22 protein-coding genes are annotated in these 20749 nt (G+C 26.9%); 1 reads left to right on the top strand and 21 read right to left on the bottom strand.

Annotated features, from left to right (window positions below; genetic code table 11):
* Positions 1-299: 299 nt before the first annotated feature.
* The 8 genes from Q6H37_RS05070 to Q6H37_RS05035 all read right to left on the bottom strand — a co-directional run bounded on the left by Q6H37_RS05070 (position 300) and on the right by Q6H37_RS05035 (position 10132).
* Positions 300-644 (bottom strand): hypothetical protein, encoded by a 345-nt coding sequence (locus tag Q6H37_RS05070; protein ID WP_318739668.1) that lies wholly within the window; start codon positions 642-644, stop codon positions 300-302.
* A 13-nt stretch (positions 645-657) separates the two neighbouring features.
* The gene (locus Q6H37_RS05065) at positions 658-1836 is read right to left on the bottom strand and encodes a hypothetical protein (RefSeq protein WP_318739666.1); all 1179 of its coding nucleotides are present in this window, start codon (positions 1834-1836) and stop codon (positions 658-660) included.
* A gap of 172 nt (positions 1837-2008) precedes the next feature.
* Positions 2009-3463, bottom strand: coding sequence for a TnsD family Tn7-like transposition protein (locus Q6H37_RS05060; protein WP_318739665.1), 1455 nt, complete (start codon positions 3461-3463; stop codon positions 2009-2011).
* A gap of 2 nt (positions 3464-3465) precedes the next feature.
* Positions 3466-5097 (bottom strand): ATP-binding protein, encoded by a 1632-nt coding sequence (locus Q6H37_RS05055; protein WP_318739663.1) that lies wholly within the window; start codon positions 5095-5097, stop codon positions 3466-3468.
* Entirely contained in the window at positions 5090-7231 is a 2142-nt protein-coding gene (locus Q6H37_RS05050; RefSeq protein ID WP_318739661.1) for a Mu transposase C-terminal domain-containing protein, read from the bottom strand. The genes Q6H37_RS05055 and Q6H37_RS05050 overlap by 8 nt, the downstream gene beginning before the upstream one ends.
* On the bottom strand, positions 7221-8000 hold the full coding sequence (locus Q6H37_RS05045) for a TnsA endonuclease C-terminal domain-containing protein (RefSeq protein WP_318739659.1): 780 nt from the start codon (positions 7998-8000) through the stop codon (positions 7221-7223). The genes Q6H37_RS05050 and Q6H37_RS05045 overlap by 11 nt, the downstream gene beginning before the upstream one ends.
* A gap of 98 nt (positions 8001-8098) precedes the next feature.
* Positions 8099-9547, bottom strand: coding sequence for a HEPN domain-containing protein (locus Q6H37_RS05040; RefSeq protein WP_318739657.1), 1449 nt, complete (start codon positions 9545-9547; stop codon positions 8099-8101).
* 18 nt (positions 9548-9565) lie between these two features.
* Positions 9566-10132, bottom strand: coding sequence for a site-specific integrase (locus tag Q6H37_RS05035; RefSeq protein ID WP_318739655.1), 567 nt, complete (start codon positions 10130-10132; stop codon positions 9566-9568).
* Between the two features lie 383 nt (positions 10133-10515).
* Between Q6H37_RS05035 and Q6H37_RS05030 the strand changes: the two genes are divergently transcribed.
* Complete coding sequence (locus Q6H37_RS05030) at positions 10516-11565, top strand: hypothetical protein (protein ID WP_318739653.1); 1050 nt, start codon at positions 10516-10518, stop codon at positions 11563-11565.
* A gap of 703 nt (positions 11566-12268) precedes the next feature.
* On the opposite strand, the gene Q6H37_RS05025 is transcribed toward Q6H37_RS05030, so the two are convergent.
* From Q6H37_RS05025 to Q6H37_RS04965, 13 genes are all read right to left on the bottom strand, one after another.
* The gene (locus tag Q6H37_RS05025) at positions 12269-12676 is read right to left on the bottom strand and encodes a hypothetical protein (RefSeq protein WP_318739651.1); all 408 of its coding nucleotides are present in this window, start codon (positions 12674-12676) and stop codon (positions 12269-12271) included.
* 2 nt (positions 12677-12678) lie between these two features.
* Positions 12679-13866 carry a hypothetical protein gene (locus tag Q6H37_RS05020; RefSeq protein WP_318739649.1) on the bottom strand — a complete coding sequence of 396 codons (1188 nt, stop codon included), beginning with the start codon at positions 13864-13866 and terminating at the stop codon, positions 12679-12681.
* 21 nt (positions 13867-13887) lie between these two features.
* Positions 13888-14703, bottom strand: a complete 816-nt coding sequence (locus Q6H37_RS05015; protein WP_318739647.1) for a serine/threonine-protein kinase — start codon at positions 14701-14703, stop codon at positions 13888-13890.
* 267 nt (positions 14704-14970) lie between these two features.
* Positions 14971-15267 (bottom strand): hypothetical protein, encoded by a 297-nt coding sequence (locus tag Q6H37_RS05010; RefSeq protein WP_318739646.1) that lies wholly within the window; start codon positions 15265-15267, stop codon positions 14971-14973.
* Between the two features lie 154 nt (positions 15268-15421).
* Positions 15422-15724: a hypothetical protein gene (locus Q6H37_RS05005; RefSeq protein ID WP_318739644.1), complete on the bottom strand. Its 303-nt coding sequence runs from the start codon at positions 15722-15724 to the stop codon at positions 15422-15424.
* A gap of 270 nt (positions 15725-15994) precedes the next feature.
* Positions 15995-17407: an AAA family ATPase gene (locus Q6H37_RS05000; RefSeq protein WP_318739642.1), complete on the bottom strand. Its 1413-nt coding sequence runs from the start codon at positions 17405-17407 to the stop codon at positions 15995-15997.
* 177 nt (positions 17408-17584) lie between these two features.
* Entirely contained in the window at positions 17585-18007 is a 423-nt protein-coding gene (gene pth2, locus Q6H37_RS04995) for an aminoacyl-tRNA hydrolase (protein WP_318739640.1), read from the bottom strand.
* A 135-nt stretch (positions 18008-18142) separates the two neighbouring features.
* A complete protein-coding gene (locus tag Q6H37_RS04990; RefSeq protein WP_318739638.1) occupies positions 18143-18538 on the bottom strand; it encodes a hypothetical protein in 396 nt (131 codons plus the stop codon).
* Positions 18532-19050 (bottom strand): hypothetical protein, encoded by a 519-nt coding sequence (locus Q6H37_RS04985; RefSeq protein ID WP_318739636.1) that lies wholly within the window; start codon positions 19048-19050, stop codon positions 18532-18534. Before Q6H37_RS04985 ends, Q6H37_RS04990 begins: the two co-directional genes overlap by 7 nt.
* Positions 19051-19110: 60 nt before the next feature.
* A complete protein-coding gene (locus Q6H37_RS04980) occupies positions 19111-19254 on the bottom strand; it encodes a hypothetical protein (RefSeq protein ID WP_318739634.1) in 144 nt (47 codons plus the stop codon).
* Positions 19230-19628 (bottom strand): hypothetical protein, encoded by a 399-nt coding sequence (locus Q6H37_RS04975; protein WP_318739632.1) that lies wholly within the window; start codon positions 19626-19628, stop codon positions 19230-19232. The genes Q6H37_RS04980 and Q6H37_RS04975 overlap by 25 nt, the downstream gene beginning before the upstream one ends.
* A gap of 132 nt (positions 19629-19760) precedes the next feature.
* Positions 19761-20027 carry a hypothetical protein gene (locus Q6H37_RS04970; RefSeq protein ID WP_318739630.1) on the bottom strand — a complete coding sequence of 89 codons (267 nt, stop codon included), beginning with the start codon at positions 20025-20027 and terminating at the stop codon, positions 19761-19763.
* A 15-nt stretch (positions 20028-20042) separates the two neighbouring features.
* Entirely contained in the window at positions 20043-20468 is a 426-nt protein-coding gene (locus tag Q6H37_RS04965; RefSeq protein ID WP_318739628.1) for a hypothetical protein, read from the bottom strand.
* Positions 20469-20749 lie beyond the last annotated feature (281 nt).

The following is a 20749-nucleotide window of genomic DNA, read 5'->3' as shown; positions in this document are numbered from 1 at the left end:
AAGTCATATATATGTAAATAATACCGAGAGTAATTATCGTGAAAAGGTGTTAAATTTATAAAAAATACATTTTTCATTATTGGTAAAAGTAAATGAGCAAAGATTTATGATGTTAGCTTTGTAATATAATAAAGAGCATAAAGAATCACAAGAAATTTTCTTGCATTTCATCCATGCTCTTTAAGCGTTCATATATTCAATTTCTATCTATTTTTATGAGTTTATAGATTGGTTTATTATACATTTAATTTTCCTAATAATACATAAATTATAAATAATTTCAAATAGATATCCTCTTTCTATTTAAAAAGCTTACCTAATTCATAAACTATACCTGATGCAATAAGACTACCTGTAATTCCTTCTAAAATATTCTTTACTGTATTTATTGATTTCTTTATAAGCTGATTATCCTTTTTTTCCTTTTTAAGTTCATCAGAAATATTTTGTAATAAAATATCTATAGTTTTTTTCTCTTGTTCTTTAAGTTCTATATCTTTTATATTTTCAGAAATCATTTCTATTAGAGATTGTAATTTTATTTCGTCAAATTCACTTGAGTTATAAATATTTATATTATTATCACCTACATTAATCATATTAGCTTCTATTTTATTTTTATTACTTATTCTAATCCTTGACATACAAATTCTCCTTCTATCTATAATTAAATGTATTAGTATTCCCGTCTCCAATATTAATCATATCAGCTTTTATTTCTCCATTAAAATTAGCTGTAACTAATATTCGATTACTTAATGCTTCTTCTAACTGTTTTTTTAATCTATTTATTTCATTAGACATATTTAATCCTTGTATTACTCTACCACTTAATTTGGCAGTCTCTATATTGTCTGGTGATAACTTTTCAGATTTTTCTACATATTCTTTTGCCATAAAAAATTCTTTTTTTTCTAAATATGAAATTGTAATTAAATTATACAAATCAACAATCATATCAAAGCTAAAACCTAATCCATCAATAGTCATCCCATTTTTAATTTTTTCATAAATTTCATATATGTATTCAAAATCACCTATTCTATTTAAAAATTTATTAGCCCACTTAATTGTATCATCATATTTATTAAGTTTTGAATAATCTATTGCTAATCCTATATAAGCAAATTCATAAAAGCTATCCATTTTACCACTACTATTATAACCAAGGTTGTCTAAAGAAAGATCATAATAAATTATGCTTTTTTCATATTTATTTTGTAATCTATAAATATCTCCTTTATACCTGTATAATTTTGTCATTGTATCATCTAATATAATAGCCTTATTTATCCATTTTTCTCCTTCTAAGTATAAATTCAATGCCTCACAACATTGGTATATCTTTATATAAATAAGTATTTTATCTTCATTATCTATATTTCCGTTCATTAGTCCTACTGCTTTAATTAAATTCTTATATGCAATCTTATATTGACCTAATAAAATATGAGAGTCTCCTAAAATATAATAATCTAATATATTTTTATTTTCTTCTTCTTTTACTAATCTAATTTTTTTCTTAGCTAATTCTTTAAAATTCCATGAAAAAACAAGTTTATCTTTATATATAAAACTGTAACTCGCTGAGCCAAAACCAACATCTGATTTATTATCCATTTGATATTGATCATTTCTGAAACAATAATCACACTTTGAACATTCTTTAGAATATTTTTTAAGAAAATTATTGTAATTACCAGAATATCTTTTCCACCCTTTAGTAACCTGTCCAATTTGAAACTTATCACAGCACCAATTACATATATTTATATTGCAAACATTACATTTAAACACTGCAATTCTCTTCTTGCATAAATCACAAACTTCCACCATTTTACTATTCTCCCACTTTATCAAATATATATTTTACTAATCATATTACAAATAAAAGAGTGATAATATTTTACTTATTATACCATATTATCTTTTAAATAACTATAAAACTAACTTCTTATTTTATGAGTTTTAGATTTAATTATATCTAAAATATGTGATAAAAACTATTTTATTTTACTCCTGCTTCTCGCCTTACAATCCATTCATTTTCTCCATTAGTAGTTACATTTTCTTTTACCCATTTTATTCTTCTATTTTGAAATTCTTTAACTGACTCAGCTTTTTCTTGTAAGTATTCCTTAGTCTTAGGCATTTTATCTAAGTATTTCCGTAATAAATAAACTTTTCCTATCTTTCTTCCAACTGCTCCAACAGTAATTCTCTCTGGCTTTTCTTTACTATTATACATAGCTTCTACAACCCTTTTAATCTCCTGCAATATTTCTTCATCTCTTTTCTCCCAATCAATCTTTTTACTATATCCATACGTCTTTTTTATAGGCGAATTTTCTTTTATCCAATTTTTATCGTGCCTATTTAACCATGTATAAGTTGCAATATCTAAATCTATAATAAAGCTCTTACTATTATTAGGATGCTTTTTCCTCAGCTCTAACCACTTTTGCCTATAAATGGCCTTTTCTTCATCTGTTTTATTAAAATAAGTTTTACCTTTCTTTACCTCTATGTAATTAGCATTAAATAGCTCATTAATATCAATATTTAAATATTCTATCATTAATAAATGCTGAATTGGATGAAAGCTCTTCCTATGTTTCCTGGTAATAGTAGTTACCCAGTTAAATTTATTATCAATATCAAAATTACAACCTAAAAGTTCTAAGTAATCATCTCCAAAGTAACTTTTAAAATCTCTTAGTAAATCTTGTTGATAAATTTTCATTCTACTTTCAGCCATCCCTTTATCAATTAATTCTTTTAGATAATGTTCTCTAAAAAAATTCATCTTTTTAAATCCAAAACCACCATTTATAATGTTATTAACATTCTTACAAAATTTCTTTTGATATTCTATAATCTTTGTATTCAAATGAGCTACTATCGTATCTTTATTACTTATACTTAACTCTAAATTTAAATATTCTTGTCTATTTTTCATTTCAATAGATTTTGTACATATACAAAGTTCAGAAAGATGTTTTTGACACATTAAGACACCTGGTACTTGATGTTCTACATGCCAAAATGCCTCTCCAAAATTATCTCTTTCACTATCAACACACACTTTGCAATATTTTAAAGACGAATCAATTTTCATATTGTTATTACACATACCTAACCCAGTAAATATTAAAGAGCCCTTTCCTTCTGCCATTAAATCATATATATAATTAGCTCTTTCACTTGTCAAAAATGCAGTATAATATTTATATAAAGTGTGATTTTTAATAATTTTATCAACTGTCAGTGTACATTTATCTGGCAAGTTATTTATCAATAAATTAATATTAGCAGGTAGTTCTCTACCTGCTGTTACTGACGTTGTATTAAATAAATCTCTCAATGTAGCTTTAGAATTTAAATTTCCACTCCAAATGTGATAGCGTGCAATCATACTATATAATGTTTCATCTGGATATGGCATAGGAAAGAATGTAACCATATTTAAACAACCTCCATTATCAAGCTATCGAACTCTTTAATATAATTGCTATTTTTTAATCCTTCATATATAGGTTTTTCTTCTTCTTTACACTTTTTAGCTATATATCTTATGTCATTTTTATCTTTAAGTACAATTTTACTTTTCTTAGATTTATTTTTTTCTGCACTACTGTTATTTCCTGTTTTCATTAGGAAACCCAACATTGTTCTTATAATTTTATTTACATCTGTTTCTCCAATATCAATAACTTGTTCTAAATACTTATTAATTTCTTCTTCTTTAAATCCCAAATCCAACAACTTAATTGCTACCTCACCTTTTAATTCAAATTTTCCCCTACTCTTCTTATTTTCTTTTACTTTTTTAAACTGTTCTATTGTACTATTTAAATTAATTTGATTTTGTTCATTATTTATAAAATTGGACACATCTAATACCATAATATCATTGTAAAGAGATAAGCCTTTACCTCCATTTTTTAATGCTTGTAGCATAGGTCTAACTAATTTTAAATTTTCATCAGCTACTCTTCTTATTAATTCAGGTGTAATTATCTCTTTTTTTGAAGATATAGCTCTTACCTGAGACATAAAGAATAACTTAATGCAAATATCTATTATACCTTGACACTGGTCAAACAATATATTACTTATTTCTTCTGTTAATGGTTGTGGATTTCTAACCCATTGGTAATCCCACAATCCTTCAATTAATAAGTCCCATTGCTTGTCTTTTTTTAACCTATCCCATACAAAATCTCCTTGTCCCCTTCGTGCTTGCCTAAATTCACCTTGTAAAATCGGCATAGCTTTGGGAGTTCCTACCAAAACAACTGGAAGCGATAGATTTATTAGTGAACAGAAATAATTTAACATCTTTTCAGAACCACCACTTTTAGCTAAACTTAAATTTTGAATTTCATCAATAACCAATAAGCCTAATCCTATATTTCTTGAAATTTGATTTATTATTGGAAGCATTGCATTGGCTGAAAGTCTTGCCATACTATATTTTTCAAAATAATTAGTCGATAAAATCCTATCTACACATGAGAAGTATTCTAAGCAAAGTGCTTTTAGTGAACCATCAAATGGACAATCAAGTTTTAAATAAGTTAATTGGGTCATGCAAAATGGTTTACCTTTATAATTTGAGTGTAAAATTACTTGTGGCATCGTATTTAATATCTTTGATATTACGGTGGATTTTCCCATTCCGCTAACCCCTATGAGTGAAAATCCACTCGAAGTTGTTACATAATTATCTCCATTACTCAAAGTTATTCTTTCATTTAATATATCTCTGTATCCATTATTTAATTCTCTAACATATTTAGGGGTAATCGGGTTTCTCATAGTATATCCCATTCTTAAAATTCTCGATATTCTACTTTCAAGTTCTAAATATATCGGCAAAGGTTGAAAATAGGTGAATAATCTCTGGATTAGGTGCAGACGAATATGAGCTTCATATTCTCTTTCTCTTACATCAAACTTAGGGTAAAATGCAATTTTATTTATAACATCCGTTTTATTAAATATTTCAGGAAGAGCCTCGATAAATGGATTCCCTCCATATTCTTTAACTAACTGTTTTTTATAATTAGCTTCTACTGCAAAATTATTATTCACTATACTTTTCCCCCTTTTGTTTTTTCTTTAGCAACAACATATCATCATCTTCTTCAAAATCTAATATTGGATATTTTACAATTTTCTCTGAATTCGTTAGTTCATCCTCCCCAATAACAAAAGCTTCTTCTTTTCTACTTATAATTTTTTCAGCCTGTCTATTTGCCCTTATTCCTTTGACATTAGAACTATTTAATTTAACTCCTTTAGCTTCCTCTGTTGCTTCTTTTACAACCTTCTCTATTTCATCCATTAAATTTATTCTTTTTTCTACCTCATCTCTTTCAATATTTTTCACCATTAAAAGCTCCTTTTGTCTAAGGTATTCAATTTCTTCAATAGTCTTATCTAAATATCTATACTCTTTTTTTAATAAAAAACATTTCTCATATTTTGTTCCACTTTTATCTATCCAATAAATATTGTTAAGATTTCGAGGATCATATGCTACATCTACTTTAAAATTACCCTTTGAACGAGCAGTCTCAAAAATTCTATCCTTTATCGCAGTTATAGAGCTATAAAATATCCCTTTGAACCGTATACCTTTTTCTGTAACAGTTGCTTTGTCCCTTGGCATAAGGCTTAACTTAATTAGTTCTTCTGGTGCTGTTCTCAACATTCCACTTTTATTTTTTATTCCCCACTTCCATAAGTTTATTGGGATTGGTTCAATTTCATCTTCGATCATACCTTTTTCTCTTTTATATCCCTTCAAAATATGATGGTTATTATGAAATAAAATTGATAATATTATTATCTTAGTAAACTGCTTAATATTCAGTTTTGAATCTAATCTATAATCTTTTGCTCCACGCTCTCTAAAATCAGGGTTAACCGCACCTGGCATTAAAGTCTTAGTTTTTATATTTAAAAGCCTGAATTGTTGCTCTACTATTGGTTTCCATTCTGGACGAAATGGCGGAGTATTTGACACTTTAATATCAAGGCTATTAACTAAATTGTCAGCATTAAATCCTTCTAATTCTCCTCTATCCCCCAATATAGAAAATGGTACATATCTTACTGGCCATTCTGCTTCACTAATTTCTATACCATACTCTTTACAAAACTCAACCTTATCAGTCATTGCGTTTGCTAAAGCACCCATAGCCCCACTCCACGAAGGTCCTTCTAAAGTAACATTTACTCCTGTAACTAAACGTGAGTATGTGTCTACTACTATGTAAATCACACCACGTCCGATAATCCATTCTTTATTAAATCTTGAAACCAAATACACATCACCTATAGTAGCGTCTATCTGATACTCCATTCCTGGACCTACTACTAAATCATTAACCGAATGAAGTACAGCTCTATGTTTTTGATAAAATATTCTCGCTCCTTTTCTACTTGAAATTTCTTTCTTTAAATCTCTTTCTTTATTAAACCAATATCTGAACTGAGCTAAAGATGGTATATTTTCTTTATCTTTTAAAATTAATTCTGTATTCCCTTTTTCATTTGTAACTTTTTTACTAAAATATTTTTTCAACATTAGATGATATGCTGTTACTAATGAATTTTTCTTTTGATTATTGTAAAACTTATTAATAGAAGTTCTGAATATCTTTTTAATGTTTTCATCAACATTGATTCCATTATTTACGTCATTTAATCTTGGTCGTCCCCTTTTTACTTCTCCTACTATTTTAGGTTTATTTTTTCCTCCACATTTATATGTATCTGGCAATAATGAGTTAGGGTTCATTCCTCGTTTCCAGTACCTTTTAATATAATCTTCAACAGTTCTTCTGCTAATACCACATTTTTTTATTACTTTGCTAATAAACTTATTACGTTCATGTGTTATAAATATATTAGGTTCATCTATATACTTGTAAAATTCCATAACTGCTTTAAAAGCTTTATCACGCTTATTCTTATCCTTTTCACTTAACTCACTTTCAACAATTAATCTATAATGTACTTCATTTGTAATAAATTGAACCATCTTCTCATTTATAAGTACAGTTAGTTCAGATAATTTAGCTTCATGCGGCCAAGATTTATCAAAAATATTTATCAGAAAAGCTATATTAATCTCCTCTGAAATCCATAAAACTCTTTCTATTTCTTTTTCATCTTCACCAACCTTTATTAAGCTATTTACAGTTAAGCTACAGCACATTTTTTCTCACCTCTTGATAATTAACAGTAAATTTTTCTGCTGACATATCAATGTTAATAGGAACATATAAATCTATAATAATTTCATTAGAAATTATCATTCTTTTCAATATAACTAAAGCTGTGCCTATAGGTAATGACAGTTCTTTATCAACATTATCTAATATTTCTTTTATGGAACATTTATTGTATGTAATTTTATTTGCCATAACTTCCTTAATATAAGCTTCTTCTTCGTATTTAATATCTATATCTCCTAAATATAGCCACTTAATATTGTTTACTTTAGCCATTGGTATATCTTTATTAGTAATAATAGACCAGTTAATTCCCTTTTCAGTCCAATATCTCCTTTCAACTTCAAGCTTTTCTAAAAGTAAATCTCTGTATAGCTCAGTTTCATTTCTAACAGATAAAGCTAAATATTTTTCTTCACCGTCACCCTTTAATGTAATTACAAATGTAGTTGTGAATATATACTCTTCACCAGTTTTTTTATTCTTAAACTTCTGTAATTTAATATCTGATAATTCCTCTACTACCTCATGCAAGTCTAATAATGGATAATGCTCTTTTATATCTGTTATTTTTTCTTCAAAATCCAGTAAACAGAACACATTTGTTTCTAAATCGCTTAAAAGGTGATGTACTCGATTTGTTGTTTTTCCTTTTATCCGAGATACACGACCTCTTGGGGCAAAATCTTGTATTTTTATTCCTGGAACGTAATCTTTATTATCACTTTTATATAAATCATTTGAACTAATCATTTTAGTTAACTCCTTTACATAACAAAAAGGCATTGACTTTGGGCAACCATTTATCTTTTTTTTATGGTCACTTTAAGTAATGCCTATATTGAAACATTTTATTTCTCTGTATTTCTTGGTTGATTTATTCTTTCATCTATCTTAGCGAAAGCTTCTTCACATTGTTTTGTTATAAAATCTTTTTCTTTAATATTTAGTTTAAACAACTCATTTAAATCATTTAAGAAAAATAGTTCATTATTATAATCTATTTGATTTCTTATAAGTTGCTTATCTAAACCTAATTCCATCATTATTAGAACTCTTAATCCTAATAAAATATACCTTGATATGTAAAATATTTGCTTAGCACTCATTGCCTTTCCTTTGTTACTTTCATCAAAATGAGTATAATAGTTTCTTGTGTCTTTTATCATATTAGCAAGTTTTTTCTTATTCTTACTACTTATATTTATTATAAAATCTAATTCTGTAAACAAATCTTTAATTCTGCTATTTAGATTTGGCTCATTAGAATATCTTAATCTTTCCTCTAACCAATTTCTATAATCAGCATTATCAATTCTACTCATAATATAATTGATTCTGTTTTTATGTTCGTCTGAATCTATTTTACAATTATTTCTCATTCTTCTTGAAAAAGCTTCAAACGCCTGTACTATTTTTAGAAATGACATTGGTATATAAAACACTCTTTGGTAAGCTTCTACAACATAATTTGTTATAGGCTTCAATTTTTCATTTTTGTCATACCAATTTTCTAAGCATTTCTGAAACTTATCTTGAACCAATGGATATGGAATAAATACATTCTGTAATGTTTTTTTAGTATTCTCTTTTAAAATGATACCATTCCAAGTTATTGAAATACGACTCCCCTTTTCTGTTATAGCTTCAATATCATACGGACTAACTTTTTCACCAATACACAGAGTTAAGAATTCCGAAAAATCATTGACTAAATCCAAAGTTAAATTAAATGTCTTTTCTTTCAGTTCTCCAAATCCTATTGATACTTTTTGATAAATTGCACATTCTTCTAAAGAATTTCCATTCATAGTAGCACTAAAATTTATCTTAATAGTTTTATCTTGTAATCTATATATTTTCTGCTTTGGTAACTTGTACCTCAAAACAAATTCTTTTTCTTCCTCTTTTATATCTCTCTCAAATGGAGCAATACTAATCCATTTACTTAAATGTGTATATCTCGAACTAACTGAATTAATTTTAATTTCATCAATACTATTAAAATGTTCTCCAATTATCATATATTGAGGCGTATAACTTTTACTTGGTATTCCATGCATTTTAAATTTAAAATCTGCAACATTACTATTTAATAAAGTAATCTTTTCCCCTTCTTTTGTAAAACCATTTATTACTTTTAGCTTTTCATAATTAAATTGCTCTTTTAATTCACCAAATACTCCGCATAAGTTTAATTTTAATTTATTATCTTCATCTATATTTAAAGTTCCATATATTTCATTTTCTCTGTTATCGGGCAAATACCAACATCCTATATATTCTTTCGTATTTTCCAAATTTTCTTCCCCCTTAATTTATAAATTTAAAGACAAATAAACATCATCTAAATCATCCTGAGTAATTCCCAAATACTTCCTACAATTAGCGATACTACTATGATTGAGAGCCTCCATTATTAAAGCTAACGAAACGCCTGACTTGTATGCCCAATATCCCCATGACTTTCTCATAGAGTGCGTTGATGTAGGTTCTTTAATTCCTACATAGTCGGCCGCATTGCTTATTATATAGGCCGCATGACTACGTGTGATTGGTTTTTTATTTCCCTTTCTTGATTGAAATACATAATCTTCTTGTTCTAAATCACATTCCTTCATATATAAAATTATTGCACGATTTAAGTTTTTTGTTATTGGGAATCTCTTAGACTTCCCTGTTTTCTTTTCATTAAGCATTATAAATTCCTGTGGCTTTTTTCCATTCCAAATATCTTTTATTTTTAATCTTAGAATATCTGAAATTCTTAAAGCACTGGAAATTCCTACCATAAACATAAGATAATCTCTGGTATCTCTTCCTTTTAAAAAACTTTTCATTGCTTCTAATTGTTTCTTATCTCTAATTGGATTTACTGTATTCACTAATTCACCTCTTATCTTACACAATGTTAATTATTCTATAGTTATGTCAGATTCAAAGTTTGATTTTTTACTCAAAACTCTGAAAGCCTCTAAATTAGCCATTCCCAATCTAACAAAACACTTTTGTGTCAGATTGAAAAATCCTAATAAATAATGCAGATACTTTTCAAAGTTATCTGCATTATTTTGCTAATAGCCATATGTAAATTATAACATTTTAAAATTAGCACATTCAATAGCTGAAGTATTGAAGATAGGCAACATCAATAAGGAATACTAAACATAAACTGTATCACTAATATAGAAATATTTGAAAATACATAGTAAAATATACTATATACATTAATTTAAATAAATAAAAATTTTATTATAGGAGAAATTCTATGGGAACTTCACACGAAACAATTATTACCACACATAATTTTTTGCATAGACAAGGTCTTCTTGTACTGAAAAACGATATTGAAAAAAACATTATAAATTTAAGTCTCTTATCCTCTAATATTCGTAATAAATTCGATTCATTATTAAATACTTTATTAAGTAAAAATGAAATTTTTATTAATCATGCAAATGACCCAGATAAATATGAGAATTTTGGAGTTATAGAGTTTAAGCTTGGAAAGGGTAGTAATAGATATATTAAAGGAATAAAAATTCCTTTTGTTCCAATGTATTCATTACACTTTTTTGATCCTCACACAGCTTCAAACTACATAGATAAAATTAAGACAAATCAGGGAATTTGGTTTAATGCAAATGAAATGTTTATATATCACGCTATTAATGCTGTAGAACATTTTGATAAAATACAATCAATTGATGATGAAATAATTATTGAGTTATCAAGAGCGTGCCACTATATAGAAGATATGAATGAAACACATCATGCTTCAAACAAAATAGCGTTTATAGCTTATAAAAGAAATATGATGAAATATTTACCTAACAAGTTTAAATCTTTAGTTTCAAATCATAAAGGATTTGAATTTTACGCATGTGATATCAAAGAAAAATATGCTATTTCATCAGCAAAGGATTTTTGTAATATAAATATATTTGAAAATGATGAAAAAAGTTATTGGAATAAATATGATTTTTATAATAAATATCGTTATGATCTAAAAAATAATATCGGGAAAATTGGATTTAGATTATTTTGTAGTGCAATTTCTGCACATTCCTGTTGTTTCGCTAAAGGCATGGATGATTATAATATGAAAAAAAATAGAAACATAAGTAATCTCACTGGTGTTAACTTCTACGCTAATAATCCAAACGGATGGGAAAGGTGGCAGTGGGCATTATCAGATAATAAAGATGATTGGGAAAAAAACCAAGAACAGACCTTAAAAATGGCACAAATTCAAGTAGCAATATTTATATATAACTTTATACTATTTTTATCGGACCCAAATACACCAGGACTTTAAAATTTATTTTCAATAGCACAATTAATAAAAACACTGCAAATAAATTTCCACTATAATGTTTTTTATTCACCTTGATTTTATAATCTATATTAGAAAAGCACCTTAATGGTGCTGTATTTTTGGATTCAGCTCTATGCTGATTTACTTTATCACATGCTCTACCACTGAGCTAACTCCCCGCAAACGCCACATAGAGCTATAGTTGTGAATATAATATTCATAACACACCACATCCTTCCGCATTTTTCCTTGCAAGTTGCAATTAAATTACCAACAGTAACTTTAATTGTAGCTTCACAAAGTTGCTTAATTGCACAAATACTTATGATGTTAAGCGTAGGGAGTGAAGGAATCGAACCTACGACCTGGGCAAACAAATTTAATTCTTGTAAATTATATCATAAGTGGACTAAAAAAGGAATACTCACACATTTTCTATTATATATTTAATTTAATCTATAACTTAATTATGTTGTACTCATTATTAATGTTCACCTGTAGTTATGTTTCATTGAACATAGACAATATTAAGCCTTACATTTATGTATAAAAAAGCACCCTAAAGGTGCCTTTTGATTATACTCTATATTAAATTACTTTATTATATTCTCTCCAATTTAACTAACTCATTGCATACATCATATATAGTTATTTCAAGTATAATGAATATAGAAATACTACAAATAGATAAATAAAATACATACTAAGAGAATAACTCTAACGCTTTTTCTGATAATGCATTATTAAATGGCTTCTTCTTCTTTGGCTTATAATAAAATTTTATAGTTTCATTATCTACTGCTCCTAATCCAATATTAAATTTTTTAAACATATCAATATTTTTCTTTGCAATATGTGCATATTCCATATCCAATACAACATATGTTTCATATGAAAAACTTTGATACCTATATGCTTGTTTCATCGCCTGTTTCCAATTTTTAAGTTTATATTCTATTGAAACAACTTTACCATTAAATATAATAACATCAGGAATTCCAAATAAACCTTTTGGTTCTTGAATGTAATCCAGTTTATTGTTTTCATTTCTAAACTCTTCTATGATTAATGGTAATGAAAATTTCACTAATTCTGCTTCTGAAACAAACACGATTATTCCCCTTTCAAATATTTATTATACTTATTAATGGCTGTAACCCATTTGTATAAATGTTCTCCGTTACTGTTACTATCAAATAGTACTCCTTCATTTTCTATTAACTCATTTAATTTTATAGCTTCTTTTAAATTGTTCAATATAAAATTATACCTTTTTTCATAGTCAAATGGAAGTGCTTTATATTGATTATACATCGACATCATATAATGCTTATATAATTCAGGATTCTTAAAATGCCAATTCTTTTCATTTGGAACATTAAAACTTACATATTTGTTATCTTCAAATAATTCAGCAAATATATCCAGCCCTTCTATCGCACCTATATAATCAAAATCAATCCATTGAAACAACTTATTACTATAAATTCTTCTATTAGGTCCATTAGGATGACTTCCATCAGTTTTCTCTTTAAAATCTTCCAAATTAAATTTTCTCACATTTTCAAATACGCCTATTGATACAGAATCTATATCTGATAATGAAAATATTATCCCTTCTATATCTATATATGCAAGATGAACATACATATCATTTTCTTTTAAATCCTTTATAAATGTTAACAAATTAAATATATAATCCATATCTTTTATCCTCTTGCTTACACTTTTACTTGAAGGAACTAAATAAACTCCCTGTATTTCTTCATAACCAGTTATTAAATTTAATAATTCATTCTTCAATTCTTCATTTGCCAGTTGAGTGTCCTTTATAACAACAGATAACAATACCTTTTTCCCTTTGATATTTTGCTTTGTGCACTCTTGTAAAAATGGCTCTATATATAAGCTTCTTAGAAGTTCAATATAGTTTTGAGGTGTTTCGTCATAAACAATAGTTGGAACTACTATAAACTTATAGTCCTGTGATACTTGAAATTCTACACATTTATTTGCTGATTCATAGCATAATTCTTCATAATTGGTTGTGCTATATCCTCCTGTAATAACATTGGGAAAAAAATCAATCTTTGAAAACTTCTTAACTGTACTTCTTGGATAATAAAATTGAGGATCAAAGAATGATTTACTTTTTATATCAAGATTTAATTTCTCTATTTTGTCATACTTAGCCATTTTAGGAGCAAATATAAATCCATCGCCTATATTATCTTTATTAAATATATCAAAATTCCAGACATCATTATGACCACATTGATGATAAACTTCTATTTTATTCATATTGTATCTCCTCTCTGTTACCTAAAATAAAATTTCATTTATTTTTTCTCTTAATTGCTTCACAGTCCTAACCCTTTGATAAGGCTCTTTTTGTAAAAGCTTGTCTATTAGTCTCTTTGCCTTATCTGAAATAATAATATCTCCATATTTAAGTTTGTACCTATTATTTAATAAATTTTCAAAGGTACTCATTCCTTGTCCAACAACTTTTGCAGAAAATGGGTGTTCTCCAAGTATCAATTCAGCTATAATTATTGCTAATGAGTAAAAATCACTTCTTATATCTATACTATTTTTTTTATTAGATATTTGCTCTGGAGAAGCATATACGGGCGTGCAAGGTCCATTTTGCTGAATTGTTAATGTAAGTGATTTTTCTTCCAACATTCTCGCTATACCTAAATCTATAATTACTGGTCTGCCATTCGATAATATTAGTATATTATCGGGCTTTAGGTCTCTATGAACTATTCTTTTATTCCAGATTATTTCTAAACCATTTATTATATTAATAGATAGATTAAATACCTTTTTTTCATCACCTTTAAATTCTTCCTTAAACTCTGATAAAGTCTTAGATTTTATATATTCTTCAAAAATTATAAATTCACCTGAACCAAAGTAATTAGCTTGATAGTTCTTAGGAAAATAAGCTGAATCTATCTCTCTTAATATACTTACTTCTCTTTTTATCCTTTCTAATGAAGTATTAGATAAGCATTTTCCTTTTTTCATAATACATTCTCCGAACTCAGGATGTATTATTCTAAAAACTTGCCTTTGACCACTTTCTTTATATTTCTCAACAACTGGATAACTAACATAGTTATTTTCCAAGTACATCCCCCACCTTCTATATAAATAAAATTTACATTCAAGTTACTTTGTATATATTAGCCAATATTAATTACTATTTTATCATATTTTTGCATTAATTGTCATGTACGTAAAAAAGTAGAGTTTACTATAAACATTTATTATTTGAAATATATTATTACTTTTCTAATTGAACAAATTAATTTTCTTGTTTATTTAATAAACGTTAATTTCTTATTAAAATAAAAAATACTCTGGATTATTCCAGAGCATAACTCATTATTTATTTTAATCTATTTCAATACCTGATTTACCTTTGCCTAATTTAAAATAGCTTTCTATTGTCTCCAATTCATCATTTTTTCTGCAAAGCTTTAAAATGTTATTTTGTATATCAACAATCTCCTGCAAGCATTTCCTAACTTCTGCAACTGATAATTCTGTAGCCCATGCTATATCATCTATACTAAGCTTATTTGCTAAACTCTTTATCACACCATTAAGCCTTTCCATGACTATTTTCTCTGTTCTTTTCTCTACTTCGCTATTAATTAAATCAGCGATCTGTTTCATAAATTCATCCATTATTTTACCACTCCCAAGTTAGGTTTAAGGTATTTTATCTATACAACCTTATCATCAAATTATTATATCATAATAATTTATAGAAGTTTTTTCTTTAATTTTAATATAACCAATTTAATTACTTAATGCTATCTTCTTTATTCCTAATATTATCCTATAAGCACCTTAACTTATAGTAGTTATTTTTTACAATAAGATTTTCAATATACCTTAAAAATCTCCTATAGCACTCCATCATTATTTTACCTTCCAACATAAAAATAATTAATTCATACTCAACCATCATTCTATATTCACAAATCGTGCAATATACATTATCATATATACTACTGAATTTTTCATACTTTTTCTTCTCAGCAGGTTCAATTATATCATCAACTTTACTTAAACCTTTTAATTTATCAATAATCTCCTCTGATTTCTTTTCATTAAAGTTCAATAATTTATACTGTTCCATTAAAAATTGAAGTAACTCCCTATTTTCTAACACTTCATCTTTTGATGAAAAAATGTATCCACTTTGAACTTACCTAATTTCATACAAATCTAATAATGTTTCTTTTCCTAATGCCTCTTTAATTTCTTCAAAATTACTCTATTTCATTTCCCTTTTGCTTACCTTTATTCTAAAACAAATTCCTACTTGTATATATTGTCTCATTTAAAATCATACACCTTTACTTAGTTTTAAATACTTTATCAAAAAAACATCTACGATAAAAAATTATTACTTTTCTTTTTGCTCATTTTTTACTCCCGCTTTCCTGAAAGTTCTACTGATATCATAGCTTTTTGTTTTATTATAAATAGGTTGATTTTGTTCACCTAAAAAAATTTCTCGCAAATAAACATCTCTTAGATTGTCGGTTTTTATAACATTTTTTAATTTTATATATCTATTTTTCGGATTTGTAGTAGTAAAAACTATATCATTTTTATCTAAAACCTCTAAAGCTCTTAGATTATGAGAGGTAAATATTAATTGTCCTTTTGCATTTTCCTTTAATACAGTTAATAATTCACCAAGTAAAAATTCAAAAATACCTGAGTCTAATTCATCAATTACTATACATACTCTTTCATTGTTATACATTGCTATACATCCACTAATAATAGATATTATTTTTTTTATACCATCTGACTCATATTTTAATGGTATCTTAATATCACTTCTTACTGAAAGTAATTCAAATAACTTTCCTGTCATTCCATTTTCCATAAATTCATCTTTTATTGTATTTATTTCTAAAGCTAATCCAGGTATAAGTGATGTTAATACAATATTTATTTTCCCAATTACTCTATTTAATATCTCAAATACTTCTAAGTTAACTATCATTGTATCAAATAGAGCAACCCTAAATTTCCCTCTTGTTAGCCAATCTTTGCTACCTATAATAAGATTAAAAGGCATAATAGAACTTAAATCAATATGCTCTAAATAATTATTCTTTATTACAAATATTTCGGCCGCATAGTTTTGAAGGGAACAAATTATTTTAAAATTTAATTCATATTCTCCTGTAAAAATCTTGTTGAATATATCCATACTGTCTTTATTAAAAATAAAAGAATTACCGTTTCCTTTAGCCATTTTTTTAGATACTATCAGGTCTGTTTTAATATCTTTGTTTATCTTTTTTATAAGATTATAATTTCTTACTGGTCCAAAGATATTTTCTGATTTTTCATCCATGTTAAATTCAATAATACTTTTAATAGAGCATATTCCCTTGTTTTCAATATCTATATCTGCATATTTAAGTGATTCTTGAAAAGCCTCTAATCTATCCTGTTCAATATTACATCTCAATTTAAAACTATAGTAAACCATATACTTTTTATTATTTACCTGCATGGTGAATGTGTATTTAAAAGCAGAGGAGTTCGTATTGTAAGATAATAAATATTTTGTATCTTTATCAAGCTTTTCTCCCGATAAAACTATTTTTAAAATATCAATTCCTTCAACTATAGTTGTTTTTCCAGAACCATTTTGCCCATACAAGCCTAATATATCCGCACTGTATGAATTTGAAAAAATCTCTTCTTTTTTGTAACTATGAAAAGCTACTTTACCGTATAATACATTTTTAAAATCTTTAACTTCGATTTGTTGTATTCTTAGTATATTTTCCACTTCATTTATTCTCCCAGTTTAATTTTCTTCATTCACCTCATAGATATGTCGTAAATATCATCAGATCCAAATCTTTCCTTAGCTTCATCCCTTGAGAATTCATTTATAAAATAAAATCACCATTAACACTCTGTTCTGTTATTCTAATATTACTAAAAATTTATATTTTTCATTCTACTACAATAACTTTAAGTTTCCTGTAATTTTATCTATTTCTTCTGATTTTGCAGGTCCTATAGCCAAACAAGTTATAGTTTTTACCCCTTTAAACATCGTTGCTCCACCATCAACTATTAGTGCAACTGGCAGTTTGCTTTGTTCTGCCTTATTGTAAATATCTAATAACTCATTTTCAGAATTAACATATAAACATATCTTTGTAAAACCATCTTTCAGCCATTCATCTAATTCTGAACCTTCATTTACTTCTAATGATAATTCGTATTTTCCGTTATCAATTTCAGGATGAAATTCATCTATACTTTTGTTGCTTCTAAACATTTTTAATATTACAGCCAAAGAAGCATGGCTTCCTTGTGCAACCATTTTACCTTTAGTCATTTGCAAATCTTTTCTCATTACAATTACTTGTTTTACCATTATTTCTCCATCCATTTCATATTTTAATATATACTAATATCTTTAAAGTCTCATTCTATTACAATTTTTTATAATTATTTATCTATATATCCTTTATTTTTTCTATTATTACACTGTTGTACATTCACCTCTATTTTATTGCTTACTTAATAAGCTATCAATAAACATCTCTGTCTCAAATGGAATAGCTTCATACCAACCAATCAAATTATTGAAATATACCATATCTTTATCATTACTATTAGACATTGCTTCATATTCTTCTTTTGTAGCTTCCAAAATAATTTTTAGTCTTCTAATTGAATCAGCATTAAATTGTTTATATCTAATATCATATTTTATAGGTTCTCGTTTTTCTAATAAAATCTTTATAAGGTTTTGGTATTCATCAAAAAAATCTTGACAACTATTAAATTTAAGTTCATTAAAATCTTTTTTAGCCATTATTATTAGCCAATTATAAAAACTATCCATAATTTCAGAAACAATATTCTGCTGTATGTACCATTCATCACACATTCTTCTTACCATTTATTCTCATTATCATTTAGCCATAAGATTTCAATAAACTCCTCTGAGCTTTCAGCAGTATCAAATTTTTCCTTTAAGCTTTCATATTTCATATTTTCTAAAGCTTTTTTAATCTTCTCTGACAAATCTCCATACCTTTCTGTAATACTATAAATTAAAAGCTTCATTTCAGCTTTTCTCTTTCCTTCATTCTTCCCTTTTTCATATTGACCTCTTAAATATTTGATATACTCTATCCATTTTTCTTCACCTAACCCCACAATCTTATATATTTCATCATCAGTCATATCAGTATTTACAAATAGATTACCAACTATTTTTCCTTTTAGCATAAGTCGCTCGTTAGCTCTTGCCATTTTTTCACCTTCTTGAAAACCTGCTTTGAAAGAGCTTTCTACAATATCTCTAAAATCCTTATTTATCAATTCATTAAACTTTTGGAGTTGAGTTTCTAAATTTACATCATTCAATTCCTTATAATATAAAGCATTAAAAATGTCTCCAGCTTCCATATTTATTCACTTTCCCCTTATATTTATTCACTTTCCCCTTATATTTATTGAACTTTTCTCCTAATAGTAGATTTGGTAATACCCTCTCATTAGTTTCAAAACCAGTTCAGTATTCTTTTGAGCCTCAGATTTGAAAATTCCTTCAGGACAAGTTGTTTTCTTTCTTTTTCCATTAGGAGTTAAATGCTTTTTAATTTTCGCCATTTAGTATTTCCCCTTTTTTCATCACTACCTATACTAAAATTTATATACATTTTTATTTTATATTTATATTTTGCCTTTATCATTGTATTTGTTACAATAACATAATTACGTAATTCCACAACAGCTTTATCCTGTTTAAGCTTGGAAAACCTGCTATCACTTAATACTTCTTCAAGAGATTCTATTTCGCTATCAGTATTGATTTTCCATAAAGGTACGTTATTCTCTACAACTAAACTATACATTCCTTGGATATAGTGAAATACCCTAATATGGGTATATTTTAAATCCAATTTACCAGAAATCTTATAGATATAATAAGTATTTCTTTCTATCTTTTGTTTAACTGTATCACTTCTACTAATTATGTTCACCTTCTCATAACAGTTCTTGAACTGCCATCAATTTTATAAATAATAAAAAGTAAAAACTACTACCTAATATAACTATTCATTTAATCCTTAATTCTAATACCCTTAATCCTAATCTCCTTCCCCCTAATTTTCCTACTCAAATTCCCCTCCACAATTTTTACAGAGTCCACTATAATCCAATTCATATGTTTCCTCCAAACAGCAATAACATATTCCCAATTCATTTCCTATAGATTCAAGTATTTCTCCATCGTTACAATCATATTCTCTGCCTATCTTATTAATTAGCTCTAAAGCAAATTTACGACTTTTCTCCTCGCCTATAGCCTCAAAAATACCCATCTCCTTTGCAATATATAGTACATCATTTAACATGTAGCTTCCAGAATGATTAGACATTCATAACACCTCTTTCTATTTTTCTTCTTTTATTTCTTTATCCAATTTATCTAAAAATACCTTAATATCTGGTTTGGGCATTTCACCGTCTCTCATAAGTTTCATTTCTTTCAGTGATTGCCTAAACGATTGTATTGGATTAGGAATCTTATTCTTATATTTTTCCTTAATCATTTCATTTGTCTTTATCACGCAAGAATAATAAGATTTAAGTCCTTTATTACTATAATTAATTTTTACCAAATCTTCGAGCATATCTATTTCATCATCAAAATCTATTGTAAAAATTGGGTCATGACGTAAAACAATTCTATGACACCAAGATTCTATATAACTAAATACCATATCATCTGGGTATTTTTTAGCTAACAACTCTGACTCTTTAAATATATACCCAATATTTCTTTCAATTTTTTGCCTTAATGTGTCCGCTCTACTCACCTCAATCATTTCCTCTCATCTTCAATGATTTTACAGCAATCTATTTTATTTTAAGTATTTTCCGATTTCACAAATTTCATTAATATTATCCCCCCTCCATCAAATATCTTAAAGCTCCTTTATTAAATTTTATTGCTATTATATATAATGTTTACTTCTTAACTTCATAAAATCACTATGATATTTAAAGTCTAAAAACTTTTTTATCCTATATAAATTATACCAAGAATTTGCGACTACTGTTGTTGCACATAGTCAACAAGCATTAGGTAAGGCGAAGT

It is taken from the genome of Clostridium sp. JS66 (assembly GCF_033561535.1).
Lineage (GTDB): Bacteria > Bacillota > Clostridia > Clostridiales > Clostridiaceae > Clostridium_AM > Clostridium_AM carboxidivorans.
The sequence above is the reverse complement of the archived record's forward strand: the minus strand, read 5'-3'. Positions and strand labels throughout refer to the sequence as shown.